We start from the raw sequence: 15,477 nt of genomic DNA on the forward strand, positions 1-15,477 counted from the left end.
ACTCGATCTAGCCCATTAGCGTAGACCGATCCGGGCCTCGGGGCACCGGGAGCACGCAAGTGCGGGCAGGCCGTCGCACTGACATGAACTGCGAGTTCGAGGTCGTTATCTGGCCGCCCCTGCGACTAGCCCGGATGCGCTGCGAGCGCGGATCCGTAATTGTCGTGTTGCCCGCAGCTCCCTTTCGCACTGACCATGGAGGGAGAGATGCGCATCATTGGCATGGACATCCATCGCGTGGCGGCCGAGGCCGTGGCGCTGCTCGAGGGACATCTAACGAAGCTCGGCCGCATTCCCATGACTCGTGACAGCTTGGAGGCTTTCGCCAGGAAGGAACTCACCCATGATGATCACGTGGTCGTCGAGGCGACTGGCAATGCCGCGGCCGTTGTCGAAGTTCTGGCGCCGTATGTCGACCGTGTTGTCATCGCCAACCCGAAGCAGGTGCGGTGGATCGCGCACGCAAAGATCAAGACGGATGCGATTGATGCCGCCGTGCTCGCGAAGTTGTACGCCACCGGATTTCTTCCGGAGGTCTGGGTACCCGATCAGCGCACTATGGCCCTGCGACGCGCAGCTCGTGCGTCAGCGGGTACGCTTGAAGAACCTCATTCAGTCGATCCTTCACGCCCACCTCATTCCGCCCTGTCCACACCTCAACCTTGTAGGGATCAGCGGTCGCAGGTGGATCGCCGCCCAGATTGTACCTGCCGACGAGCGTGCCGCAATCGAGCGGCACCTGGCGCAGATCGACCTGATCCAGGGTTCGTTGAAGGAGGTCGAGGCGGATATCGCGCGTGAAGCGATGTCCGATCCGATCATTCGGCGGCTGATGACGCTCCCGGGTGTGGACATGACGGTGGCTTCGGGCGTGGCCGCGGCCGTCGGCGACATTCGGCGCTTTGCCGATCCGACCAGGCTGGTGAGCTACCTGGGGCTAAACCCGAGCGTAAGGCAGTCTGGCGAGGGCTCCGCCTACCATGGCAGGATCACCGAGCAGGGCCGCGGCCAAGCTCGCGGAATGCTCGTCGAAGCAGCATGGGCTGTAGCCCGTTCGCCGGGACCGCTGCGTGCATTCTTCCAGCGCGTGGCTTCACGACGCGGCAAGCACATCGCGGCAGTCGCGACGGCGCGGAAGCTGGCGATGATCATCTGGCATATGCTGACCAAGAGCACTGACTACATCTGGACCAGGCCGGCCCTGCTGGCGCGCAAGTTCCGGAGCATCGAACTGCGCGCTGGATTACCCACCAGCCATGCCAAGCGTGGATCGGCCTATGATTAAAACATCCCCGCGAAGAGGGCTGAGGAACGAGCACGCGTGGAATCCGCCGAGAAGGAGTACACGAGGTTCACGTCCCGGTGGCGGGCAAAGCCACGATCCCGACACAGCAAGGCTTCCGCGACATAGGGCTTGTCTACAACATCCGTGTCGGTTGGCTAGCCCGGCCTTGAGAAGTCCAGCGACCAGCGCGCGTTGGGCCTCGCCTCGACCAGGATCGGGGCTCGGGTCCCCACGGCCTTGCGGCGAGCCCGCCGCTTGCGGACAATGAGCCCTTCCTCGCGATAAAGCAGGTAGATCCGATTGATCCCCGACGGCTCGCCCTCCCGGCGCAGCAGGACGAACAGCCGGCGGTAGCCAAAACGTCGCCGCTCGTTGGCGAGGTCACGCAGCCGGCCACGAAGAGCCGCGTCCGGAGGACGGCTGGAGCGATAGCGGATCATCTTCCGATCCGCGCCCACGATCGAGCAGGCCCGCCGTTCCGACAGGCTCATGACAGCCTGCAGATGCGCGACCGCAGCGCGCTCGGCGGCGGGCCCTACCATTAATGGGATGACCCGCCCCATCCTCTCGGTCAGACTGAGTTGGCCTTTAAAAGGAGGAAGCAATGAGGACACGGAACAAACCCAGGCCGGCAACGGTGTTTGGGATCGATATTGGCAAGAACCTTTTCCACGTCGTTGGGCTCGACGCCGCCGGAATGCCGATCCAGAAGGCGACGTTTCGGCGAGGTCTTGCAGTTCTTCGAACGCGCCGGGCCGGCTCTGGTGGGGATGGAAGCCTGCTCCGGCTCGCAATGGTTGGCACGCAAGATCGCCGCGATGGGGCATACCGTCCGCATTATTCCGGCTCAATTCGTCAAGCCTTATGTAAAGTCCAACAAAAGTGACATCATCGATGCCGCAGCGATCGCGGAAGCAGTGACGCGACCAACAATGCGCTTCGTCGAGATACGGTCGCCTGAACACATTGACCTACAAGCGCTGCATCGTGTTCGCGATAGGATGATTTCGCAACGGACGTGTCTCATAAATCAGATGCGGGCTTTTTGCCTAGAATATGGGATCGCTATTCACCAGGGCGCCGGCAAGTGCAAGGCAGATCTGCCGAGGGTTTTGGCAGATGAATCGAATGATCTAACGTCGGCCATGCGTCGCATTCTTGCATCTACATTCGACGAGCTGCGGCAGCTGGAGCTGCGGATTGCTGAAGTCAACCGCGAGATTGAGGCGATTGCCTCTCAAAGCGATACCGCACGTCGATTAATGACTATCCCGGGCATTGGTCCCCTCGCGGCGACGGCGCTTTTTGGCAGCAGCTGGATCTGCCCGACAGTTCAAAAAGGCCCGCGATATGGCAGCTTGGCTGGGTCTTGTTCCCAGAGAATACTCTACGGGAGGCAAAACGAAGCTGCTGGGGATAAGCAAGCGCGGCAACCGATATCTGCGCCGGATGATCATCCACGGCGCCCGCTCCTGCGTGACACACCTTGATCGCTCGCGATATCACCTTCGCGCCTGGCTTGATGGACTTCAGGCACGCATGCACACTAACAAGGTCACCGTCGCCCTGGCGGCAAAGATTGCGCGGATCGCGTGGGTAGTGATGACTAAGCCCGGCGCAAGCTACGAACGGCGGGATCCGGCCTTTAGCTGATCCCGTTTATTCCAGACTGCGAGGCTCGTGAAAGTGATGACGAGACAGTCGATCGGCGCGCCGTAAGCCCTGTGCAAAAAAGCGGGTTTTGAGCCCGGACCATTTATCTGGGAACGGCACGCGCGGATCTCATCATGGCCTGGCCGCAACAGCGGCCCACTTGCAAGAGGCCGGATACATTTGTGCAGACTGCATCGTCCTGATCGAAACGACCCTTGCACGGGCGGGGCGGGTCATACATTTTTTGAAAGGAGCTCGCGAAGCGCTGCCGCATCGAACATCTGCTCGGCAAGAAGCTTCTTCAGCTTCGCGTTCTCCTCCTCCAATGCCTCAGCCGCTTGGCCTCGGAGACATCCATGCCGCCAAATTTGGCCTTCCAATTGTTGATCGTCGCTTCGGAGATCCCGTGCTTGCGAGCGAAGTCAGCCGTCTTAGCCCCGGCCTCATGCTCCTTCAACACCGCGATAATCTGCTTCTGTATTCGGTCTGCTTCTGTCAATCCCTTAAGAGCGCGTGCCGCGGGTACCTTGCTTCTGTTCGTGGTCGGCAAAGCCGCCACACGATGGGATTCGGTTGAATGGTCGGTTCAAGCTCTTCGGCGTAGTCACCCGACCTGGAGGGCGGATGCCACGACAGATCATACGAACTCGACCATCCCCACGCCCCGCGACGGGCGTCTCTTGGGATGGCGATGGCGTTCTTACGCCACCGCCGTCCATCGGAATTCGGTTCCATCAACCCACATTCGGTGAAGGATGACAGCCATCTTCCTGGCCAGCGCGACCTTCGCACGCTTGCTTCCTTGCCGGTGGGCAACACGCACCGCCCGGGCCTTCATCGGAGACCATCGGGTTGATGGCCTGAGAACGACGTTGGCAGCTTCGAACAGGGCTGTGCGCGTCTCTCCATCTCCGACTTTTGTGAGCCGTCTCACCCGATCAACCTCGCCAGATTGGTATCGTCGGGGCGTCAACCCGAGATAGGCGCCGACGGATTGGGAATGCAGGAATCGCCTGGGATCGTCCACAGTGGAGCGGAAGGTCAACGCAGAGACTGGGCCGATCCCCGGCATCGTCATCAAGAGCCGACAAGCCGGGTCACTGCGCACGGTCTTCAGAACCAGGCGATGTAGTCGGGCGTACTCTCGCATCAGCGCTTCGCGTCCGGCAAGCAGCGGATTCATGATCGCCTCGAGCAAGGCGTCATCGCCGACCAACTCACGAACTCTTGTCGCGAACAGAGTCCGCGAGACGATTCCGACTTTGAGACCGAGCGGACGCAGAAGTCCGCGGATGACTTGCTCTGCGGCAGCGATGGAGCGAACGATATGCTTGCGAGCCGCGGCCAGCGTCCGCGCCCTTTGGCTGCCGATGCTCTTGACGTGAACAGGCTTGAACCATCCCGTTCTCACCACCTGCGCGATCCCACGGGCGTCATTCCGATCGGTCTTCACTGGCATGGCCGAAAGCGCCGCCTTAACTTGGCGGGCTTCCAAACTGATGGCCGGCAGCCCCAGTTCGATTAGATTTGCGGTCAGCCATTCTGACGTCGGTCCTGCCTCAAGGCCCACCCGTTCAACTTGATCAGCCCATGGTTCGAGATACAACACAATCGATGGCGCATCCGCCAACGTCGTTCCCTCCCGGATAAGCTTTCCGGTCTCGTCCACCGCACATACCGCAACGGAATTCAGCGAAACGTCGAGGCCAACGTAGATCATGGCTTTTCCTCCTTGAATGGAATTGGTCCATGATCGTCAGTCAAAACGTGCTGCGCGGTAAATAGGCCAGGCGATCGGGACCGAATACCCCATCTCTTCCGTGAACCTTGCTCGCTTCATTTGTCCGTCCTTCTTCAGGCCGGACTCTAACTCCTTCTGGAGGAAATACTCACGGGCAGGTCAGGGCGAAATGAGACGAACCGCTCAAGATGTCGATTGTTCGCCATCCTCGGCCGAACGCGTTAGCCAGGGAATTAACGGCCAGCGAACCAGAGCAAAGCGAGTAATGTCTGGGTGGTTCCGTCCTCCACGGCTGATGCGCCGTTGAGACCCACTGAGATATCCGGGCTAGCTATCGCGCACTACCGTCTTGAGATAATGGTAGGCCTTGATGATCTCGACCAGGCGATCCTCCGTGGAGCGGTCGCCGCCATTGGCATCTGGATGGTGCTGCTTGACCATCGCCTTGTACTTCGCCTTGATATCGCCGAGCGTCGCATTGGCATTCAAGCCCATCACCTGCAACGCTTTCCGCTCGGCATTTAAAATCTTGCGCGCCTCAGGCTTGGCCTTCGCGCGGGGGCGCGCACCGGCGCGTCCGTTCAGCTCGAGGAGCGTGCAGAGGGCATGCCAGTCGTTCTCGAAATCGGCCGCGCTGCCGGTCATTTCGCTGGTGCTGATGTTCTCGCCCATCTTCCAGGTCGGACGATGGCCGGTCAGCGCGTCGTTCTGGTAGCGCGCGACCGCTTCCGCGTCCATGCCCGAGAAGAAATTGTAGGACTTATTGTATTCGCGAACATGGTCGATGCAGAAGTGCCAATATTCACGCTCATTGTCGCGGCCCTTGGGCGCCGGATGGGTAGCTTTGTTCTGGCAACCAGGCCATTCGCATAGCGCCGCGGTCTGGCGCTCTTGCGCTTCCTTCTTGTTGATGCGAATGGAGTCGAAGATTTTGGATGTGTCGATCAGCATGACCGGGCTCCGTTGGCGGAGCGGCAGTTAACAGCGCCGCTTGTCTGCTAGAGAATTGGTTGGACGGCAAGTTGGATCTGTCTCGGCCTCTGCGTCTAGTTGGTGGCATGATGTAGCAGGCACTTCCTAGCAATCGACATGCCAGGACTCGCGAGCTTGGTTCAGACAATCATCTCTTTGCGATTCAAGTCGCCTCGATTGCAATTGCTGTCGGGTTCTGCACATAGAGGTCTTGAATGGGACCGGGGGTGAATACAAAGAATACGGGAGCTACACAGGAAGGGTAATGACGCGCTCAGAGAGGGCAGCGTGTCCACGCGGATGACGAACCTGCGAGAACTTCTCCAGGGAGCCGATACGATCGAAGGAGACGATCAACATCCTGCCCTTCGGTCAGCCGTCTGCGGTTGATCATGCACCGCTACAAATTCCTGTCGACAGGCGATCCAGGAGGCGCTTTCGGCCCTGCCGGAAAGGATGCAACGAACCTTTCACCTTCAGTGATTCTGGGCCTGAATAACCAATCGCAGAGGGAATACGAGCGCTGGCAGCAAAAGGCCGTCGACGTACTCAAAGACATCCCGAGGGGGCTCGGAACGGCAAGAAGAAGCCCATGCAGGATCTCAATGGCGCCAAGGCGAGCGGTCGCGGAGCATGCACTTGATACCTTCGCCGAGAGCCGCGCCAAACATGCGCGCGACGTTGATTACCTGACAAGGGTCGCCAATCTAGGGCCTACCGGCTTTCTAAGACTTTCCTGCCGAGCACCAGAGCCAGCTGAGAACTACAATCCGATCGAGAGGATCCGCCGCGGTGCGGCAACCGAGTGTGTGAGCCAAGGAACCGTTGTCGCCACAAACCGTAAGATTTATGATGAAAGTTGATCGAGATGGCGTCGAAGTTGGGTTGACGAAGAGCCCCAATTAGTTGCCGAGATCGTGGCGTTGTCAGAGTGCCGAGGGCGTTGAGCTCGTCCCGAACACGCAAAGCCATACCGCCCGCTCCGCTTCCTCACCAGTCGCGGTCAGGAGCGGCGAAATGACTGATCTGAGATCACAATCCGGTAAGTCTCTAAGCGCGTCAGCTTGTCGACAGCTGGTCCTAATAGAGCGAGAGAGAGCGACACTATCGGCTCGGCATTGCCAACCGACTCAAACCCGGGGAGTTGACATGGACCCATTTAACAGCATCAACCCATTCGACCGTGACCACGCCGCAGTGTCACAACCGCAACAGCAGCAAGCGGAATTTGAGCCGTACTTGGATGAAGTGCCGCAGCTTGATGCCCCTGCCGTTGCAGAGATTCCTGGTTTTTCAGATCGCTACTATCTTCCTCTGTCTGAGGAAGAGCGTAGCCTCATCGAGGCTTTGGAACTTGGGCACCAGGGGGCCCACGGTCCTCATCCCGAAGACGCCGTCACCAGACACCTCGTGGACACCGCTGCCCAGCACAGCGCGCCGCGGGAAGCTTGGACTTGGCCGAAAGAGCTGCCTGCGGAAGGTCACGATCAGAACCCGCTGCGGGGGATGATGAGCGAACCGACCCTAACATCGTCTCTCCCAACCGCGCGCGAACACCAGGGACCGGATCGCGGCAAAGCCGTTCTCCAGTTCAACTGGAGCGACGGCTACCAGCAGGCTCGGAACGAGCTGACCGGGAGTGCTCCCTTTTCAAGTCACGAGGCCCTCATGGGTGAGGATTACACCGGTGAGTTGAGGCCTGGGAAGAGGCAGAGGACGCTAAGCCAGCCGGAACTGGATGCCATTGAGCGCCAGCTGAGCGAGCCGGGCAATTCAATGGCGCGTGTGCTGATGGAAAGCGCCGGCGCACCGCTTCAGGCCAGCGGTCCGCTCGTCCTTCCTGCAGAAGGCGACGATCAGGATTTGCTGTGGGCGATGGTGGGAAACGCCGGCCCATCGGCGTCTCTCGAGCCAACCGAGGGTCATCACCAAGGGCTGCATTCGGAATCGGCCGTTATTCCCTTCAATTTCCGGCAGGGCGACCAGCACGCGTCCGCTGCGCTTGACCGTAGCGGCATCCCGCCGAGCCAGGACAGCCGACCCAACAGCTTTATCGTTCACAATGACCGCTACACGGCGCTATTCGTGCCCGCGGCGGCGATGAGGCCAAGCACCCCACTCAATGCGCCAGGCCCTGCCATTCCTCTCGGATCTCGAGCGGAAAACGTTCCGCAGCCCAGCGCGCAGCCAGCAAATCGAGCCTCACCAGCGCTGCTTGGACGTTCGATGGAGCATGCCGCTCCGGCGTCCTCCAGGGCTGAGAGGACGTTTCCGGCGGCCCGCGAGGTTTATGCTGCATCATTCGCCGTTCCCGAGAATTTTTCGCACGGCACCCAACCCGCCTCGCACACGATGCTCTCGATGCTCGGCCGCTGGGGCCTCTTGCCGGACGCGGCGCAGCCGGTAAAGCAATACGACATTCGCGGCGAGCTCTACACCGCCCTCCTAGGGCCGGGAGGGCCCAACGACGTTCGGCTCATTCATCACCCGACAATGTAGATGCCGAGGGGCAATCCCACGCTAGGAGCCCGTCCACATAGCTTCGGTATTGGACTTCTTATTGGATCATAGCTTGCTCCAGCGCGTCTTGCGAGCTTGGCGCGGTTCCCCGGGCGCGGGTGAGCGCTACCCGGCCCGATTAACTTTGCGCGATCATCGCTGTGCGGCTCCTCGTTGAGCCGCACTGAGCTGGCCCCGGTTGTCTGAACAGAATATCCGCGTCGATAAGTGGAGCCTCTGCCGGGGTTAGGCTGCCGTGCGGAGCGGCAGCGGGGTGAAGTAGGCTTGATCCGGTGTGCTGCCGTCAAGGCTCGAATGTGGACGGCGGCAATTGTAGAAGTCCAGATAGCGGCCAATCGAGGCGCGAGCGTCGCTGACGCTGTCGTAGGCCCGCAGATACACCTCCTCGTATTTGACGCTGCGCCACAGCCGCTCAACGAACACGTTGTCCCGCCAGGCGCCCCGGCCGTCCATACTGATGGCGATGCCGTTGTCGGTGAGCACGCCGGTGAACGCCGCGCCGGTAAACTGCGAGCCTTGGTCGGTGTTGAAGATCTCGGGCTGGTCGTGGCGTACCGGCAGAAAGCTCCTCTGGCCAACGAGGCACTGCCCGGCACCTCGTCGATCCGCCTCGAGCCGTTCAGTACATATCTCAGGGGTCAGCAATGGTCCGGGATACCGTGTCATCACTTAGCCCAGTCGAGGTGTTCCGCAGTTCGCGCAGTGCTACCCCGACGCTGCCTCCAACGCCCTTGTCCTGGTTATACTCTTGACATGTGCATTCAACGTGCCCGCGGAAAGCTCGCCAGCAATGCCCTTCCTATTTTTTGGCGGAGATAGTCGCTGAAATCTGCAAGAGCAGTGCATAGACCGCGAAGTATCTGTCGCTACTCCGGTTTTTGACGCTTTGATGAGAGCCGCGTTGTTCGGGATAAGGATTTGGTTCAGCGCGGGCTGCCTTCGGCACTACTCTGCCCGTCGAAGATGACGACCTGAAATGACCTATCGCGTCAAGGAGCTTGAGCGCAAGATGAAGCTGAGCAAGCCGCAGCGACCTCTGTCCGGCTGATCAAATCGGCCAGATCAGTGTTTGAGGAGTTCAAATAGCGAAGCGCCCCAAAGACAAGCCCCGCGACAGCATCGTTACCGAGCACCAGAGCTGTGTCTGTTCGCGACCAGCTTGCGCTGCTGAATGTCAACATCAGGAACTCCAGCCCGAGGCTGCTGCCCCATCTAGGCCATATCGCGGCCATCATGTGCACGACCGCACATCTCCCGCGTACTTTGATGCCGAGACAAATCATAGAGCAAGGCTCGCCGGCGCGAAGGCCGAGGCGTTTCGCACTTCCTGCCGGCCTCAATTGACGATCGCCGCGACAATCTTCTAGCTTAGCTGATCGTGCAGGCCTTCCCGGCCGAAGTCAGCACCAGGCGGGCACACCGCGACGACGACCGGGGTCATCGGGGCCGTCTCGACTCGGGCGAGGTGCTCAATTTCGCAAGGCGTCTGCATGGCCCTTGCGGCGGATCGACGAACGCCGCATTGAAAGATGCCGGGGCCAATGGTGCGCAGGCCGTGCCGTGCGTTTGTTGCGTGTTTCAGTGTCCGGGCTCAGGAATAGAGCGCGGGGGGAGTACTTTCTGGCACGAGTGTCGTCTCTCTTTTGACACCTGGCGCGATCACGGCTTGGCCGAGAAGCACTCAGAGGAACGAGCCGAGCGAATAAGGCAGCCCTGGTTATGGCTCGATTACCTCGTGGCCATGAGCGCTTGAGATGGCCCTTCGATTTAGGGAAACGATCTACTCTGCCTTCAGGTCCGCTCTGGGGTCTCGATGCGGAGAACATCGCAATTCGTTCATGCGCCGCCTGCAGCCGGGCTTGGCGAGTTGGCCGATAAGCTTGAGACAATCAGCCCGCGACGGGCTGCGGCTTCGGACAAAGCGCATAAGCCCTCCTTGCTCACTCCCACGCCAGCATCCCGGTTTGGTGCTTAGCAGTCGAGGGACAGGGGCTCGGCAAATCGGCTGATATCCCTTACGGCCAAACGCTTAGTGCAGATCTGGCGTCCTCACAGGACTGCATCGCGGCGGAAGCGCGGGCGATGACCAGGGGTCTAGGAGCGCACCACCAGCGCTAGATCCCTCACAGGTCACCGATACGGTGGATACGCCCGAGAATTATCCCGCACCTAACCTGCCACTGAACTTTCATATGGCAGCAGTTACATCTCGGGATTTTCAGTGAGACCGAACTTTAGACCAGCCAAGAGTAGAGCTGTCCCGTGTGCAGCGAGACCGAACTTTGGACCAGCCAGAACTAGAGTTTTGCGCCTCTCATCACGTTGGCGGGCTGGTGGCGCCGGCGTGATTTTGCAGCAAAATCGGCGGCCGATTGCCGATCGCCCCGTGGGGCCGTTCCTCGTTATAGTATCTGCGCCAAGTCTCCACTTTTTCCTGGGCGTCTGCAAGGGACAGGAACCAATGGGCGTTGAGGCATTCCGCCCGGAAGCGGCGGTTGAAGGCCTCGATGAACGCGTTATCCGGCATGATGTAGCCGGTGTCCCGTGTTTCCAGACTCGATCTAGCCCATTAGCGTAGACCGATCCGGGCCTCGGGGCACCGGGAGCACGCAAGTGCGGGCAGGCCGTCGCACTGACATGAACTGCGAGTTCGAGGTCGTTATCTGGCCGCCCCTGCGACTAGCCCGGATGCGCTGCGAGCGCGGATCCGTAATTGTCGTGTTGCCCGCAGCTCCCTTTCGCACTGACCATGTAGGGAGAGATGCGCATCATTGGCATGGACATCCATCGCGTGGCGGCCGAGGCCGTGGCGCTGCTCGAGGGACATCTAACGAAGCTCGGCCGCATTCCCATGACTCGTGACAGCTTGGAGGCTTTCGCCAGGAAGGAACTCACCCATGATGATCACGTGGTCGTCGAGGCGACTGGCAATGCCGCGGCCGTTGTCGAAGTTCTGGCGCCGTATGTCGACCGTGTTGTCATCGCCAACCCGAAGCAGGTGCGGTGGATCGCGCACGCAAAGATCAAGACGGATGCGATTGATGCCGCCGTGCTCGCGAAGTTGTACGCCACCGGATTTCTTCCGGAGGTCTGGGTACCCGATCAGCGCACTATGGCCCTGCGACGGCAAGTTGCGCGCCGTACGCAGCTCGTGCGTCAGCGGGTACGCTTGAAGAACCTCATTCAGTCGGTCCTTCACGCCCACCTCATTCCGCCCTGTCCACACCTCAACCTTGTAGGGATCAGCGGTCGCAGGTGGATCGCCGCCCAGATTGTACCTGCCGACGAGCGTGCCGCAATCGAGCGGCACCTGGCGCAGATCGACCTGATCCAGGGTTCGTTGAAGGAGGTCGAGGCGGATATCGCGCGTGAAGCGATGTCCGATCCGATCATTCGGCGGCTGATGACGCTCCCGGGTGTGGACATGACGGTGGCTTCGGGCGTGGCCGCGGCCGTCGGCGACATTCGGCGCTTTGCCGATCCGACCAGGCTGGTGAGCTACCTGGGGCTAAACCCGAGCGTAAGGCAGTCTGGCGAGGGCTCCGCCTACCATGGCAGGATCACCAAGCAGGGCGCGGCCAAGCTCGCGGAATGCTCGTCGAAGCCCGTTCGCCGGGACCGCTGCGTGCATTCTTCCAGCGCGTGGCTTCACGACGCGGCAAGCACATCGCGGCAGTCGCGACGGCGCGGAAGCTGGCGATGATCATCTGGCATATGCTGACCAAGAGCACTGACTACATCTGGACCAGGCCGGCCCTGCTGGCGCGCAAGTTCCGGAGCATCGAACTGCGCGCTGGATTACCCACCAGCCATGCCAAGCGTGGATCGGCCTATGATTAAAACATCCCCGCGAAGAGGGCTGAGGAACGAGCACGCGTGGAATCCGCCGAGAAGGAGTACACGAGGTTCACGTCCCGGTGGCGGGCAAAGCCACGATCCCGACACAGCAAGGCTTCCGCGACATAGGGCTTGTCTACAACATCCGTGTCGGTTGGCTTGCCGGCGGCCGAGAAAGTAAGCGTATCGCCACGCTGGTAGGGTTACAGGTCACGATCGCGCGACAGGAACTCGCCGCCTTGATCGACGCGGATCTTTGCTCGGAATCCCACTGACTTGCAGCCGCCTTCCAGCACCGACAAGTCGGCGGTCCCGTACAAGGCGATCCGCAGCAGCCGCTGCCGCAACAAATGCAAACAAATCCAAATCGGGACGGAGGCGCGATTAGACGACCCTACCGATTTGTGCAGGAGATTTCGCGGCTCAGGTCAGTTAGCTTGCTGAGTGTTAGGGGAGACTTCCTTAATGTTGATTGTCGAAACTGTTTTAAAGCCAGACCAGTTTGGCGGTATTGGACTTTTCTCCGCGACGCTTTTGCCCAAAGGTTCGCTGATATGGATTCACAACCCAATCGTTGACATCGCAGTGACGCCTGAGCAGTACGAAGCTCTAGCTCCAACATTTCGAGCTCTACTTGATAAGCATGCCTATCCAAGAGACTACAAGGCAAATGATGGTGTTATAGAGTACAATGCCGACAACGCCCGCTTCATGAACCACAGCCGTCAGCCAAACACATATCAAGACGATCATTGCCGACTTTTAACGGCGCGTGACGTACAACCTGGTGAAGAACTGACTCGCAATTATTTGTTTTTCGATCCGACGTGTGACTTATCGTGGAATGAAGAACCATCGGTGAATGTTGATGCCCCAACGGGCTAGGCGGCAGTGGATTGAGTTCGCGGTCTGACGGCTGATTCGTCGGCGAAATTTACGGGAAGAGTTTCGGCAACTAATTGTGGCCATCGACCGACCCAGCTTTTGCGGCAGCCTCCTCGAGCTTGAAGATCATTGGGAGCGCAGCCTTGTTCGACATCACTGGCGCGCTAAGTGCGGTGGGCCACGTCCCGGAGCGTGCTTTCGATGACGTATTGCCGCGACGTGGAGTTCACAACATCTGTAGAGCCTACCCTACGCAAGATCTCCGCAGCCCCTGATCTCGCACTTACTTCAGAATCTGACGACGCTCGATCAATTCCCAATCGCTGCTGAGATGGCGCAGGAACTGAGCCTCACAGTCTCTTAGCATGCGCTGAATGGGCTGCTTAACGTCAGAGCCGCAGATGTGCTGTTCACAAACGCACTTGATGAGATCGCTTGCGGCTCGATCTTTGCCCCTCGATTTACTTCCGCGCGCAGCGCAGAGGAAAAAGCAAGTCGCTTCTCCAGGACATGCACGCCTGGTTGTTGCGAGAGCGCGAAACCCTCTCGCGCTCCTCCGACGTACTGAAGCCTATGAACTACATGCTCAGGCGCTGGGACGACTTCGCCCACTTCCTATACGATGGCAAGATCTGCTTCACTAATGCGCTGAGCGCGCATTGAGAGGCAGGGAAGGCGCAACTAGACCTTAGCTGGTAGCCAGCGCGGCGCCGACCGTGTCGCCATCATGCTGACGATGATCACGACCTATCGCCTCAACGACGTTGATCCCAAGGCCTGGCTCGCCGAGGTCCTGGCCCGGATCGCCGATCTTCCCGGGTCGCGCCTGCACGAACTTCTGCCCTGGGAATGGAAGCTCCTGCGCCAGGCCGATAAGCCCGCCGGGTCAGCAGGCCACTGACCTTCGACCGATCATAGAGCTCGCTGTGCCCGCGCGCATGCGTCAATCAGGCGGTCTTCGTCGTCTTACGATTACCCACATTTTTGAGGTGCAGTGAGTCGAAAAACTTGAGTCTGCCAGAATCGCTCGTGATTCTTTGATGGGCACCTGATTCGAGAAGAGGTGCTCTATGGGACTGACCTCACGCGCCCGGGATGAGAAGGCGCATCGGTTGGCGTCTGACGCGGTGACCTGGTTTGACCGTGAAGCTGCGCTGTGCGAATTCCAGGACGCTCGACTTGGCGAGAGATTTCGCATGCTGCTGAAGCAGATTGGTGGAGACATCGGACAGAGCATTCCGATGGTTTGCCAAGACTGGGCGAACACCAAGGCGGCCTATCGTTTCTTCTCCAATGAACGAGTAAGCGAGGCCGACATCCTGTCTGGTCATTTTAAATCGACGCGGGAACGTATCGCGGCCGCGAAAGGGCCTGTTCTTGTCCTGCATGATACGACCGAATTCACCTATCAAAGAGAGCGCCCGGATCTGATCGGGATGATTAAGCGTATCCCCAAAAGCAACTCTCGAAGATTGGACGGAAAACCCCAAACATACACGACATGCGGAATATTGATGCATTCGAGCCTTGCGGTGACCCTCGAGGGGCTTCCGCTGGGGCTCAGCGCCGTGAAGTTCTGGACCAGAAAGAAATTCAGAGGGGTCGCTGCGCTCAGGCGCGAGGTCAACCTGACACGGATCCCCATTGAAACCAAGGAGAGCATTCGGTGGCTGGAGAACCTCAAGCAATCCACGGAGCTTTTCGAGGACCCATCGCAGTGCATCCATATCGGTGATCGTGAGGCCGATATTTATGAATTGTTTTGCGCCGCCCAAGAGGTTGGAACGCATTTCTTGGTAAGGACCTGTGTCAATCGCCTGGCAGGCGATGGCAACCATACGGTTGCAACGATAATGGACGAGGTCGTGGTCAAAGGTCTCCATCGGATCGAAGTCCAGGATAGCAAGGGCAATCCAGACCAGGCTGTTCTTGAAATCCGGTATCGTAAAATCCGTATTCTACCACCGATAGGCAAGCAGTCGCGGTATCCAGCGTTGACTTTGACAGTGATCCACGCTGACGAAAGAGGAGCGCCAAAGAACAGAAAGAAGATTGAATGGAAACTCCTGACCGATCTTCCGGTGCAATCGCGCGGGGATGCGATCGAGAAACTCGAATGGTATTCCCTGCGATGGAAGATCGAGGTCTTCCACAAGATACTCAAATCCGGATGTAGGGCAGAGGACTCGCAACTGCGGACTGCTCAGCGATTGACGAATCTGATCTCGGTATTCTGCATTGTGAGCTGGCGCATTTTTTGGATGACGATGCTCAATCGTTCAGGGCCAAATGCCTCACCGGAATTTGTGCTGACCAAAGCTGAAATCCAATTGCTTGATCGGCTCGTCAACGACAAGACGCCAGTCAGCGCACAACGAAAGACATTGTCGCATTATCTCATCAAGATCGCCAGGCTCGGCGGCTATCTCGCCCGCGCCAACGATCCGCCACCAGGGAATCTGATCATGTGGCGCGGATTATCGCGATTCATCGATATCGCAACGGGCGCGAAACTCTGACCAAAATGTGGGTAATCGTAAGCTTCGTCGTATGCGTACTCAGCTCCTCACGTGAGACACTATGA

Annotated in this window: 8 protein-coding genes and 8 pseudogenes; 10 read left to right on the forward strand and 6 right to left on the reverse strand. The window is 59.2% G+C overall.

Annotated elements, in window-relative coordinates; translation table 11 throughout:
• The first annotated feature begins 207 nt into the window (after window positions 1-207).
• Window positions 208-1,411: pseudogene (locus tag ACVWW6_RS01280) on the forward strand (IS110 family RNA-guided transposase).
• A 44-nt stretch (window positions 1,412-1,455) separates the two neighbouring features.
• Here ACVWW6_RS01280 and ACVWW6_RS01285 read toward each other — a convergent pair.
• A pseudogene (locus tag ACVWW6_RS01285) lies at window positions 1,456-1,827 on the reverse strand (IS3 family transposase); the annotation flags it as partial.
• Window positions 1,828-2,049: 222 nt separating this feature from the next.
• Between ACVWW6_RS01285 and ACVWW6_RS01290 the strand changes: the two are divergent.
• Window positions 2,050-2,592: pseudogene (locus ACVWW6_RS01290) on the forward strand (IS110 family RNA-guided transposase); the annotation flags it as partial.
• A 43-nt stretch (window positions 2,593-2,635) separates the two neighbouring features.
• Window positions 2,636-2,938: a transposase gene (locus tag ACVWW6_RS01295; RefSeq protein ID WP_245570279.1), complete on the forward strand. Its 303-nt coding sequence runs from the start codon at window positions 2,636-2,638 to the stop codon at window positions 2,936-2,938.
• 236 nt (window positions 2,939-3,174) lie between these two features.
• Here the strand turns inward: ACVWW6_RS01295 and ACVWW6_RS01300 are convergent.
• From ACVWW6_RS01300 to ACVWW6_RS01310, 3 genes and pseudogenes are all read right to left on the reverse strand, one after another.
• A pseudogene (locus ACVWW6_RS01300) lies at window positions 3,175-3,437 on the reverse strand (transposase); the annotation flags it as partial.
• Window positions 3,438-3,638: 201 nt separating this feature from the next.
• Complete coding sequence (locus ACVWW6_RS01305; RefSeq protein ID WP_456679964.1) at window positions 3,639-4,658, reverse strand: IS110 family RNA-guided transposase; 1,020 nt, start codon at window positions 4,656-4,658, stop codon at window positions 3,639-3,641.
• Between the two features lie 348 nt (window positions 4,659-5,006).
• Window positions 5,007-5,630 (reverse strand): J domain-containing protein, encoded by a 624-nt coding sequence (locus ACVWW6_RS01310; protein ID WP_097669982.1) that lies wholly within the window; start codon window positions 5,628-5,630, stop codon window positions 5,007-5,009.
• A gap of 413 nt (window positions 5,631-6,043) precedes the next feature.
• On the opposite strand from ACVWW6_RS01310, the gene ACVWW6_RS01315 reads away from it, so the two are divergent.
• Together ACVWW6_RS01315 and ACVWW6_RS01320 are read left to right on the forward strand one after the other, a co-directional pair.
• Window positions 6,044-6,514, forward strand: coding sequence for a hypothetical protein (locus ACVWW6_RS01315; protein WP_271552500.1), 471 nt, complete (start codon window positions 6,044-6,046; stop codon window positions 6,512-6,514).
• Window positions 6,515-6,800: 286 nt separating this feature from the next.
• Window positions 6,801-8,150, forward strand: a complete 1,350-nt coding sequence (locus ACVWW6_RS01320) for a hypothetical protein (protein ID WP_456679965.1) — start codon at window positions 6,801-6,803, stop codon at window positions 8,148-8,150.
• 246 nt (window positions 8,151-8,396) lie between these two features.
• On the opposite strand, the pseudogene ACVWW6_RS01325 reads toward ACVWW6_RS01320, so the two are convergent.
• Window positions 8,397-8,723: pseudogene (locus ACVWW6_RS01325) on the reverse strand (transposase); the annotation flags it as partial.
• A gap of 1,765 nt (window positions 8,724-10,488) precedes the next feature.
• Window positions 10,489-10,692: pseudogene (locus ACVWW6_RS01330) on the reverse strand (integrase core domain-containing protein); the annotation flags it as partial.
• Window positions 10,693-10,932: 240 nt separating this feature from the next.
• Here ACVWW6_RS01330 and ACVWW6_RS01335 point away from each other — a divergent pair.
• The 5 genes and pseudogenes from ACVWW6_RS01335 to ACVWW6_RS01355 all read left to right on the forward strand — a co-directional run bounded on the left by ACVWW6_RS01335 (window position 10,933) and on the right by ACVWW6_RS01355 (window position 15,412).
• Window positions 10,933-12,137, forward strand: a pseudogene (locus tag ACVWW6_RS01335) (IS110 family RNA-guided transposase).
• Window positions 12,089-12,283 (forward strand): hypothetical protein, encoded by a 195-nt coding sequence (locus ACVWW6_RS01340; protein ID WP_271552915.1) that lies wholly within the window; start codon window positions 12,089-12,091, stop codon window positions 12,281-12,283. Before ACVWW6_RS01335 ends, ACVWW6_RS01340 begins: the two are co-directional and overlap by 49 nt.
• A 190-nt stretch (window positions 12,284-12,473) precedes the next feature.
• Complete coding sequence (locus ACVWW6_RS01345) at window positions 12,474-12,893, forward strand: SET domain-containing protein (protein ID WP_456679966.1); 420 nt, start codon at window positions 12,474-12,476, stop codon at window positions 12,891-12,893.
• 471 nt (window positions 12,894-13,364) lie between these two features.
• Window positions 13,365-13,794 (forward strand): annotated as a pseudogene (locus ACVWW6_RS01350) (transposase domain-containing protein); the annotation flags it as partial.
• A 169-nt stretch (window positions 13,795-13,963) separates the two neighbouring features.
• On the forward strand, window positions 13,964-15,412 hold the full coding sequence (locus ACVWW6_RS01355; RefSeq protein WP_456679967.1) for an IS4 family transposase: 1,449 nt from the start codon (window positions 13,964-13,966) through the stop codon (window positions 15,410-15,412).
• Window positions 15,413-15,477 lie beyond the last annotated feature (65 nt).

It is taken from the genome of Bradyrhizobium sp. USDA 3311 (assembly GCF_054062495.1).

Excerpts from the sequence above, each read along its gene's own strand:
- ACVWW6_RS01295 (WP_245570279.1), top strand. The coding sequence starts at position 2,636 with ATGGCAGCTTGGCTGGGTCTTGTTCCCAGAGAATACTCTACGGGAGGC.
- ACVWW6_RS01320 (WP_456679965.1), top strand. The coding sequence starts at position 6,801 with ATGGACCCATTTAACAGCATCAACCCATTCGACCGTGACCACGCCGCA.
- ACVWW6_RS01310 (WP_097669982.1), bottom strand. The coding sequence starts at position 5,630 with ATGCTGATCGACACATCCAAAATCTTCGACTCCATTCGCATCAACAAG.
- ACVWW6_RS01315 (WP_271552500.1), top strand. The coding sequence starts at position 6,044 with ATGCACCGCTACAAATTCCTGTCGACAGGCGATCCAGGAGGCGCTTTC.
- ACVWW6_RS01305 (WP_456679964.1), bottom strand. The coding sequence starts at position 4,658 with ATGATCTACGTTGGCCTCGACGTTTCGCTGAATTCCGTTGCGGTATGT.
- ACVWW6_RS01355 (WP_456679967.1), top strand. The coding sequence starts at position 13,964 with ATGGGACTGACCTCACGCGCCCGGGATGAGAAGGCGCATCGGTTGGCG.
- ACVWW6_RS01345 (WP_456679966.1), top strand. The coding sequence starts at position 12,474 with ATGTTGATTGTCGAAACTGTTTTAAAGCCAGACCAGTTTGGCGGTATT.